This is a genomic window from Streptomyces mesophilus, assembly GCF_040300965.1.
Lineage (GTDB): Bacteria > Actinomycetota > Actinomycetes > Streptomycetales > Streptomycetaceae > Streptomyces > Streptomyces mesophilus_A.
The window spans coordinates 1-9,819 of the sequence record NZ_JBEPEW010000218.1 but is presented as its reverse complement, the minus strand read 5'-3'; the positions used below and the strand labels follow the sequence as shown (position 1 = coordinate 9,819).

Genomic DNA, 9,819 nt, shown 5'->3' with positions numbered 1-9,819 from the left:
GACGGCCTGATCGTCGACGGGATCTGGGGCACCATCAAAGGCCTCGGCACCCTGGTCGGCTTCCAGGGACTCGATGCGATGGGGCAGGCCTGGAAAGGCCTCGCCCAATTGGCGACCGGCCTGCTGATCATGTCGGTGCCGGTGGTCGGGGCGGCGTACATGATGGCGCCGGACGACAAGCTCCCCTCCTGGCTGCGTGATTCGCGTACCGCGGTGAAGGAGACCGGCAAGGCCCTGGTCGCCTGGGACGAGTGGGGCAAGAACCCCGCCCGGGCTGCGGGTGCGGTCACGTTCAACGTGGTCACCACCGTGTTCACCGGCGGCGCAGGCGCCGGAGTCGCCGGCGCGGGCAAGGCCGGCGCGGTCGCCAAAACCCTGTCCGCGTTGTCGAAGGCGGGCAAGGCCATCGATCCGATGACCTACATCACCAAGGCCGGCGGCGCAGGACTGACCAAACTCGGCGATGTGATGGCCGGGCTGAAGGGCGTCGGCACCATCGACATCCCACCCCTGCCCGACACGATGGTCCGGCTGCCGGAGGGCTCGCTGCGTATGCCCGACGGTTCGTTCACGCTGCCCGAGGGCGCGGCGATTCCGGAAGGCGCGGTCACCACGCCCACCGGGGCGCTCAAGCTCCCCGAGGGCTGGACGACGGTGTCGCACAACTCGGTCGCGCTGCCGGACGGCCGAGTGATGGAGCCCGACGGCTCGCTGATCTCGCCCAACGGAGCGGTGGACCCGACCCCGGTCAAGGCGGAGTCCGTCCCGGCCCACGCCCCGGCGCAGCAGCCCGTGTTGGCGGGCGTCCACGCGGGCGACTCGCTCCCGGCGGGCTCCGTGGACAGCGTTCCGTCCGGCTCCGCCACGGACCACGTACCCGGTGGTGCGACCGGCGAGGTCCCGGCGGGCACGGCCACGCACACGCCGGGCACGGGCCCGGCTACGCACGTCCCCGGCGTGAGCACCACGGACAACGCGATCCCCGGCCCGTCCTCCGCGGGCCACGACCTCCCGCCCTCGGGCCCCCACGGCCCGGGCCACGACGGCCCGCCCGCGGGCCCGGCGTCCCACGCGGACGACGGCGCGCACGTCGGGGACGATGCTGCGGGGCACGGTGACGACGCGGTTTCCCACGCTGATGACGCGGCGGGGCATGGCGACGACGGGGTCCACGGCACGGACCCGGACCACAGCAGTGTGGTGGATGACGCGGCGCACGGTGTCGATGAGTCAGGCACTCCAGGCGCCCACGGTTCCGATGCGTCGGGCGACGCGTACGAGTACAAGCCGCACATGTCGGCGGATGAGTTCGACGCTCTCCCCAACGCGGAGAAGCACCGCGTCGCGGCCGCCGAACTGTCCGCGGGCACTTTGCCCTTCGCGGATGACACGGCGGCGATCGCGTACGGCCGCGCCGAGTGGAACCAGTACGTGGACGACTTGGACCCGTCGGCGCAGAGTGCCCTGCGGGACTACACAGGCGACACCCCGCCCTCCTATATCGACATGAACGGGCTGCTGCGCGGCGACAGCGCCTACGACACACCTGCGGTGCGGCACGACATCGCCGAGATGGACCGTGTCATGTCGGGGCGCCCGGTGCCGGACAACATCATGGTGGTGCGCGGTACGGGTCTCGGGCACCTGAACCTCTCCGCTTACGAGGACATGGTCGGCCGGACGTACCCTGACCAGGGCTATCTGTCGACGTCACTGGGCAACCACCCCGTGCCCAGCTTCGCGGGCAAGGAAGCCATCCTGCACTTGCGGGTTCCCCAGGGCACCCCGGCGCTGTGGCTGGAAAAGGTGAGCAAGTACGACGTGACCGAGCGCGAGCTGCTGCTGGCACGCGGGAGCGAGTACAAGGTGACCCGAGTCTTCGTGGAGAACGGGCAGGTTCAGGTCTACGGCGAAGTGCTGCCGAGGACTTAAGGAAAGGCGTACGCGATGAGCAGGGAACAGCGCCCCAATCCGCGCTTGAACGAGGACCTCCTTTTCCAGGAGAAGCCGGGCGGCCCGCCGCTGTACAACCCGAACACGGACAAGCCGGTGCGGTACCTCACCATCGTCGATGGCGGGGGCAGGGTGCTGGGCTACGCATGGGCCAACGACGCGGACGATGCGGGCGGCTACACCGCGCGGGCGGCGGCTGGGGACGACGGGCACAACAAGGGTGGTCGCTGGGCTCGGAAACTGCGTGAAGCCAAAGCAGCGGGGCTGCCCCCGACGGAGGCCCTGCGGCAGCTGATCGCCTTCGGCGGCGACGAGCTGAGCCGTGTCGAGCCGGCGGTGCCCGCGGAGTTGCCCTCCCTCGCGGCGCTCAAGGAACTCGCGGCCTCGTCCTAGGGTGACCGCATGTCGATGCCGCCAGGCCGCAATCCCCGGCTCAATGAAGACCTACGCTTCGGACGGTCATCCGGCCCGCCGCTCTACTGCCCGAGCACGGACAAACCCGTCCAGTACCTGACCGTCGTCGACGCCCTCGACCGCGTCGTCGGATACGCCTTCGCGGGCGACGAGGACGACGCAGGCGGTTTCTGCTACCGCAAGGTCGGTGGCGACGAGGCGTACGACAAGAGCGTGCGCTGGGCCCGGATGCTGCGCGACGCCAAGGCGGAAGGGCTCGCGCCGACCGAAGCGCTCGCTCGCCTTGCCGCGTTCGGCGGTGACGAGGACAGCCGCGTCGTACCGGGCCCGCCGCTCTCCGCGCCCGACTCCGCGTACGTGAAAGAGCTCGCCGACCCCGGCACAGGCTTCGCTCCTTACACGCCCGAGGACGTCGACTACGTCGTCATCGTCGACGCGGGCAAGGTCGCCCTCGGCATGCTCTGGGCGCACGACGGAGCGAACGGCCGCGTGGCCGCAGCCGGTTGGCTCCCACGGGAGCACGCACCGCGGGACGCGGCCCACGCAGCAGGGCGCAAGTGCATCGGCAGGCTGCGGGAGGCCGCCGCGCAGGGGCTTGCGCCAAGCGCCGTGCTCGGCCCCGGCGAGGGCGTGAGCGTCGGCGGATGCCGGCCGCTGAAGACCCTCACGCACTGGGCGACCCTCACGACCGACCCGCGGGTACTGCCCCGGTTCACCGAGGATCTCCATTTCCGGCAGGCGGACACGTAGTTGCATCCGCAATCGACTGCCTGATAGGCAGACCCCTGCGCACCACCACGCGGCACCGCACGCGCCGCGCAGCACCAAGTACCAAGCAGGGGGACCACGGTGACCACGCCACCGCCGCAGCAGCAGAACCCGTACGCGAATCAGAACCCGTACGCGAACCAGCAGCCCAACCCGTACGCGAACCAGCAGCCCAACCCGTACGCGAACCAGCAGCCCAGCCCGTATGCCCAGCCGGGCATCCCGCCCCAGGGACAGCAGGGCCAGCAGGGCGGGCAGGGTCAGTGGGCGCACCCGCAGTGGAGCGCGCCCAACCCGCAGGCCGGACCCGTCGGTTGCCGCTTCTGCGGGGCGTTGCCCGCCGAGCGCGTCACGTTCCGCGCCCACCAGGGCCTGCTCATCCTCATGCGCTTCCAGAAGCTCGACGGCCCGATGTGCGCCACGTGCGGCGAGGCCGTCTACCGCGAGATGAGCGGGAAGACGCTGTGGCAGGGCTGGTGGAGTCCGTTCTCGCTGTTCCTGTTCGCACCGTTCACCCTGCTCCGGAACCTCTTCGCCCGCCGCAGGATCAAGGCCGTGCAGCCGCCCGCGCCCGGGCAGCACGGTCCGCAGCTGCCGGCCGGTGTACCGCTGCACAAGCGGCCGCTCTCGTATGTCGCGCTGATTCCTCTGGGGTGGATCGCGTTCTTCGTGATCTCCGTGGTCTTCCTCGGCGACCCGCTGGCCGGCTAGCCGCGCGCACAGCTCGGCGGCGTGACGCACCCCACCCGAGCTGTACCTCCCCCTCACCCATGCTTTATGTTGCGGAGGCAAAGCCAAGGGGGAACGCCATGCCGGACGAGCAGCAGCCGCTCATGAGCCTCGACGAGGTCGAGGCCGTGGCCCGCCGTGCGCACGCGGCGCAGACGGACAAGGCCGGACGGCCGTACGTGGAGCATCTGCAGGCCGTCGCCGACGGCACCCGGGCCAGGGGCGGCGGCGACGAGCAGATCGCCGCCGCATGGCTGCACGACGCGATCGAGGACCACGCCCTGACCGAGGAGTGGCTCGAGGCGGCCGCGCTCACCCCCGCCACCAAGGCCATCGTCCTGGCGCTCACCAAGCGCGAGGACGAGGAACCGGAGGCGTACGCGGCACGTATCCTCGCGACCCCGGGAGCCAGGCTCGTCAAGACGGCCGATCTTGCGCACAATTGCGATCCGGTACGCAGGGCCGTCCTCGACCGGGCGACCCAGGAGCGGCTCGACCGCAAGTACGCGAAGATGCGGGAGCTCCTCGGGCTCGCCGAGGACGACTGAGGCAAAGAGAGTCATGGCGCGGGATTACGACAGCCAGTTGCTGGAGTCGGTGTCGGTACGCCGACGGAGGCTCCGCGACGCTCTGCTCTTCGGGGCGCAGCGCGCACGGCGCAGCGCCGACGAGCGGCTCGGCAAGGTGTTCGCCGGGATCGCCATCGCCGCCGTCCTGTGTGCCGGCTGTGTCGGCTGGTCCTTCGTGCAGAACATGATGGAGAAGCAGAAGGACGAGCAGCGCAAGCAGCAGCAGAAGCAGGAGAAGCTCGTCGGTCTCGACGGGATCGATGCCGCTCAGCAGTTCCGGCAATTCGGGCAAACGCCCATCAATGGGCATGGCAACAACCCGCCGTCCGCCTCGACTTCGCGATGATAGGTTCCGGTAAGTGGTGAGCACTGCAACGAGTTCCCGAGCGCAACTCAGCCGAGTGACCCTCGTCGGCGAGCGCCGGCGGGCGGACATCGTTCTGCCGTCGGACACACCCATAGGGCAACTGCTCCCCGACATCCTGCAGTTGCTCGACGACCGAGCCGCCTCGCGGCCGATGACCCGGCAGCTGATCACCTCGGACGGTGCCGTACTGCCGCACGAGAGCACCCTCTCCTCGGCCGAGGTCGCCGACGGTGCGGTCCTGCGTCTCGTACGCGCCCACGCGGCCCCGCCCGCACCCGTCGTCCACGACGTGACCGACGAGGTCGCGGACGATCTGGATCTGCGCGCCTGGCGCTGGCGGCCCGCGACGCGCAGGGTCAGTGCCGGAGTCGCCACAGTCGCCTTCACGGTGATCGCGGCAGTCCTCGCACGGGCCGAGTTCCCGCTCGCGTCCGTCGCGACCGCGCTCCTCGTGGCCACCCTGCTCCTTGCCGCCGCGGGCGCGCTCGTCGCGAAGCTCGGCGCCGGCAACCGGGGCCTGGCCACCGCGCTGCTGCTCACCTCCGGAGTGCTCGGACTGCTCGCCGCGTGGACCGCGGCCGACGCGCACGCCTGGTCGGGCCAGGTGCGGACGGCGGCGGTCGGCGGTGCGCTCGTGCTGACTCAGCTGCTGCTCGGCTTCTTCTCACCGCTCGGCCGAGGCGGTCTGATCGGAGCGGCCGCCACCGGCGCGTTCACCCTCATCTGGGAAGTGGCCGCCGCTGTCCAGGACGACCCGGCCCGGCTCGGTGCCGTGATGGCCGTGCTCTCCGTGGTGCTGCTCGGCATGCTGCCGCGGCTCGCGCTGATGGCCTCCGGTCTGACGGGCCTCGACGACCGCCGCTCCGGTGGCGCCTCGGTCAGCCGCCACCAGGTGGCCGGCGCACTCGCCGCCACCCACCGCGGGCTCGCGCTCGCCACGATCGTCACCGCGCTCTCCGCGACGGCCGCCGGCTTCCTGCTGACCTCGGCGCCGCCCACCGTGTGGACGGTGCTGCTCACCGCGCTCACCGCCGTGGTGCTGCTTTCGCGGGCGCGGGCCTTTCCGCTGGTGGCGGAGGTCGTGGCGCTGTTCGTGGCGGCCGGCTTCCTCGTCGTACGCCTGGTGATGCTGTGGATGGCGCACGCCCAGGGCATCGGTCCGCTCGCCGTGCTGTGCGCGGCCGCCGTGCTGCCGCTGCTCGTGCTCGCCGTACAGCCGCCCGAGCATGTGGTGGTCCGGCTGCGCAGGATGGCCGATCTGATCGAGTCCATCGGCGTGATCGGGCTCTTCCCGCTCGCCGTGGGCGCGTTCGGGGTGTACGGCCAGCTGCTGAACAAGTTCTGATCGGCACCGCAGTGACTTCGAGGGAACGGGGCGCAGGGAAGTGAGCACGGACATGCCGAACGGCGGCAACTGGCAGGGCGATGTGCTGCGCGACCTCACGGGCGGAACAGGGGGCCAGGGGGCGTCCGCCTCCCAGACGCCGCAAGCCCAGGCGCCAGTGGCTCAGCCACTTGGCCACGGAGAGGCTCAGCCACTCGCCCACGGACAGGCTCAGCCACTGCCCCAGCAGCAAGCTCAGCCGACCCCCGCCCCCGCGCCCCCAGCCCAGCCTGTCCAGCACTCCTACGCCCAGCAGCCCCCCTCCCCGTACACCCGGGGCCCCGCCCACACCCCCGACTCCCGCCAGGTCCTCGACCGCGATCTCGCCGCCGCCCGCCGCAAGCCCCGGCACGGCGAGCCCTTCGCGACCCGCGCGCTGCGGGCCGTCCGCAGGACCGTCTCGTCGAGCGCCGCCCGCGAGGTCGCCGACGCCTCACGGCTCGGCGAACTGCTCCAGGCCCCGGTCACCACCGGCCGCCAGATCGCCGTCACCTCGATCCGCGGCGGCGCCGGCAAGTCCACGGTCTCCGCGCTGCTCGGCACCACCTACGCGCACTACCGCCACGATCCGGTCCTGCTCGTCGAGGCCGACCCCGCGCTAGGCACCCTGCCGCTGCGCGTCGGCGCTGAGGCGCTGCGCTGGACCACGGGCGACCTCGCCTCGATCGTCGTCCCGCAGATGTCCCTGCTCGACGTCACCGGTTACCTGGTCCAGCTCCCCGACAACGCCTGGCTGCTCCCCGGCAGCCAGGGCCAGATCGGCGCGATGCTCGACCTCAAGGCGTACGAGAAGGTCATGGTCTCGCTGCGCCGCTACTTCGGGATCACGGTCGTCGACTGCGAGACGCTGCCCGCCGAGGTCGCCCGTACCGCCCTGTCCGCGGCCCAGGCCCGGATCCTGGTCGCGCCCGCGACGCTCGAGGGCGTCACCTCCACGTACTCCGTCCTGCAGTGGATGCAGGGCCTGCCGCGCTACATGATCGAGGGCACCGTCGTCGTGCTCACCGAGATGGTGCCGCACAGCGGGCTCGATCTCGCGAAGGCCACCGAGAAGCTGAAGTCGACCGGGGTGGGCGTCCAACTCCTGCCGTACGACCGGCACTTGGCCTCCGGTGGCGCGATCCGCACCGAACTGCTCGCCCAGCCGACCCGGACCGCCGCGACCCGCCTCGCCGCCGAGGTGTTCCAGCTGTCGCAGAAGCGCCGCTGAGCCGCAGGTACAGGGAAACGATGAGCACCCGACTGATCCACCGCCCGGCCCGCACCACACGGCCCGGTGCCGCGTCCGAGGCCCGCGTCATCGAGGCGCCGCCGAACCTGCCCGACGGCAAGGGCGGCAACATCGCCACCTCGCTGCTTCCGGTCGCGGGCGTCATGTCGTCCGTCGTGATGATGACGGTCCTGCGCAGCAACGGCGCGTTCGCGGCGATCGGCGCGCTCATCCTGATCGTCACCATCATCGGTTCGGTGGTGCTCGTCTTCTCCCAGAAGGGCAAGGCGCAGCGCACCCGCCGCACCCAGCGCGAGGCGTACCTCGAATACCTGGAGGAGCTGCGCGAGGAATTGTCGGGCGAGGAGAAGCAGCGCCGCGAACGCGCCGGCATCCTCAACCCGCCGCCCTCCGCGCTGTACGACATCGTGCGCGACCCTGCCCGGCTGTGGGAGCGCCGCCGTACGGACGGCGACTTCCTGCGGGTACGGGTCGGCACCGGCGAGATGCCCGTACGGGATCTGAAGATCCAGCAGCAGGGCTCATCGGTGCTCACGCCGCCCGACAAGTTCATGCTCAACGAGGCGTCCGCCCTGATGGACCGCTTCCGCACCGGCACCGAACTCCCGCTCACCGTCCCGCTCGACCGCGTCGGCAACATCAGCATCGTCGGCCCCCGCGAGGACACCCTGCGCGTGGCCCGCGCCCTGCTCGTGCAGGCCGCCGCGACCCACGCCCCCGACGACGTGGCCATGGCGCTCGCCGTGCCGGGGGAGCGTCTCGGCGACTGGGAGTGGGCGAAGTGGCTGCCGCACCTGCTCGACAGCGAGCAGTTCGACGGACCGGTCGCGGCCCGCCGTATCGCCCCTTCACCCTCCCAACTGGCCCGCCAGATCGGCCACGAGCTGCGCCGCCGCGCCTCGTACGCGGCCGAGGTGCGCCGCGGTCTGTCCGACAAGGGCGCCCTGTCGATGAGCTCCCGGCTGCTCGTCGTCTCCGACGGCTACGGCGAGGACGCGGCCGAACTCCCGCGCCCCGACGACGCGGTGGGCCTGCGCGACATGGGCGTCTCCGTGCTGCATCTGCTCGCCGAGCGGGTCCAGGAGCCCGGCCAGGTCTCGGTCCGTATCACCGTCGACGGCGACCGCGTCGTCATCGAGGACCTGCGCGAGGCCGAGCCGATCAGCGCCCACGGCACCGTCGACGAGGTCACCGTGCCGGGCGCCGAAGGCATCGCGCGGATGCTGGCGCCGCTCAGGCTCTCCGCCGAGTCCATGGCGGACGCCCCGCTCTCCGGTCCCGTGGACTTCGCCGAACTGCTCGGCATCGACGACGTGGCCCGCCTCGACCTCGAAAAGCTCTGGGCACCGCGCGGCGAACGCTCCTTCCTGCGCGTCCCGATCGGCATCAGCGACTCCCACGAGCCGGTCCTGCTCGACCTCAAGGAGTCCTCCGAACTGGGCATGGGTCCGCACGGCCTCTGCGTCGGCGCGACCGGCTCCGGCAAGTCCGAGCTCCTTCGTACGCTCGTCCTCGCGCTCGTCGCCACCCACCCGCCCGAGGACCTCTCCCTCGTCCTCGTCGACTACAAGGGCGGTGCGACCTTCGCGCCGTTCGGGTCCCTGCCGCATGTCGCGGGCGTGATCACCAACCTGGAGAACCAGGCGGGCCTCGTCGAGCGCGTGCACGCCTCGCTCGCCGGTGAGGTCAAGCGCCGCCAGCAGGTGCTGAAGGACGCGGGCAACGTCGCCGACATCGGCGACTACGCTGCCCTGCGCGCCACCAAGCGGCCCGACCTCGACCCGCTGCCGCACCTGTTCGTCGTCATCGACGAGTTCGGTGAACTCCTCACCGCCAAGCCCGACTTCATCGACCTCTTCCTCTCCATCGGGCGCATCGGCCGCTCCATCGGCGTGCACCTGCTGCTCTCGTCGCAGCGCATCGAGGGCGGCAAGCTCAAGGGCCTCGACACCTACCTCTCGTACCGCCTGGGTCTGCGCACCTTCTCGCCGGACGAGTCCCGTACGGTCCTCGACACCACCGACGCCTTCCACCTCCCGCCGCTGCCCGGCTTCGGCTACCTCAAAGTCGATATGTCGGTGTACGAACGGTTCAAGGCCTCGTACGTCTCCGGCGCCTACCGCGGTCCCGTCGCCCGCGACGAGGAGGACAGCGGCCCGCTGGCCCTCGAATACGAGGCGTACAACACCCTCGCCGAGGCGGACTCCACCGGACCCGCCGAACCGCAGATGCGCCGCCGCGAGACCGGCCCGACCGAACTCGGCGTCCTCGTCTCGCAGTTGGAGGACGCGCCCACCGACCCCGTACGCCAGATCTGGCTGCCGCCGCTCCCGGAAGCCGTCGCCCTCGACAAGGTGGCGGGCCCCGTGGACGTCGGCGCGCGCGGCATGCAGCTGCGCGGCCG

General features: G+C 71.3%; 9 protein-coding genes. All 9 read left to right on the top strand.

Annotation, left to right across the window (positions count from 1 at the left end):
* A partial coding sequence (locus tag ABT367_RS38820) for an ADP-ribosyltransferase (protein ID WP_352258353.1) occupies positions 1-1,932 on the top strand: 1,932 nt, incomplete at its 5' end.
* 15 nt (positions 1,933-1,947) lie between these two features.
* Entirely contained in the window at positions 1,948-2,346 is a 399-nt protein-coding gene (locus ABT367_RS38815) for a hypothetical protein (protein WP_352258351.1), read from the top strand.
* Between the two features lie 9 nt (positions 2,347-2,355).
* Entirely contained in the window at positions 2,356-3,117 is a 762-nt protein-coding gene (locus ABT367_RS38810) for a hypothetical protein (RefSeq protein WP_352258349.1), read from the top strand.
* Between the two features lie 99 nt (positions 3,118-3,216).
* Positions 3,217-3,846 carry a hypothetical protein gene (locus ABT367_RS38805; RefSeq protein ID WP_352258347.1) on the top strand — a complete coding sequence of 210 codons (630 nt, stop codon included), beginning with the start codon at positions 3,217-3,219 and terminating at the stop codon, positions 3,844-3,846.
* A gap of 98 nt (positions 3,847-3,944) precedes the next feature.
* Entirely contained in the window at positions 3,945-4,412 is a 468-nt protein-coding gene (locus ABT367_RS38800) for an HD domain-containing protein (protein ID WP_352258345.1), read from the top strand.
* Positions 4,413-4,425: 13 nt separating this feature from the next.
* Positions 4,426-4,779 carry a hypothetical protein gene (locus ABT367_RS38795; protein WP_352258343.1) on the top strand — a complete coding sequence of 118 codons (354 nt, stop codon included), beginning with the start codon at positions 4,426-4,428 and terminating at the stop codon, positions 4,777-4,779.
* Between the two features lie 13 nt (positions 4,780-4,792).
* Positions 4,793-6,145 carry a type VII secretion integral membrane protein EccD gene (eccD, locus tag ABT367_RS38790; protein WP_352258341.1) on the top strand — a complete coding sequence of 451 codons (1,353 nt, stop codon included), beginning with the start codon at positions 4,793-4,795 and terminating at the stop codon, positions 6,143-6,145.
* A 52-nt stretch (positions 6,146-6,197) separates the two neighbouring features.
* Positions 6,198-7,394, top strand: a complete 1,197-nt coding sequence (locus ABT367_RS38785; RefSeq protein ID WP_352258355.1) for a MinD/ParA family ATP-binding protein — start codon at positions 6,198-6,200, stop codon at positions 7,392-7,394.
* 20 nt (positions 7,395-7,414) lie between these two features.
* Positions 7,415-9,819: type VII secretion protein EccCa (eccCa, locus tag ABT367_RS38780; protein ID WP_352258339.1), on the top strand; the 2,405-nt coding region annotated here is incomplete at its 3' end.

Coding starts and splice junctions, on each gene's coding strand:
- ABT367_RS38815 (WP_352258351.1), top strand. CDS start 1,948: ATGAGCAGGGAACAGCGCCCCAATCCGCGCTTGAACGAGGACCTCCTT.
- ABT367_RS38810 (WP_352258349.1), top strand. CDS start 2,356: ATGTCGATGCCGCCAGGCCGCAATCCCCGGCTCAATGAAGACCTACGC.
- ABT367_RS38800 (WP_352258345.1), top strand. CDS start 3,945: ATGCCGGACGAGCAGCAGCCGCTCATGAGCCTCGACGAGGTCGAGGCC.
- ABT367_RS38795 (WP_352258343.1), top strand. CDS start 4,426: ATGGCGCGGGATTACGACAGCCAGTTGCTGGAGTCGGTGTCGGTACGC.
- ABT367_RS38785 (WP_352258355.1), top strand. CDS start 6,198: ATGCCGAACGGCGGCAACTGGCAGGGCGATGTGCTGCGCGACCTCACG.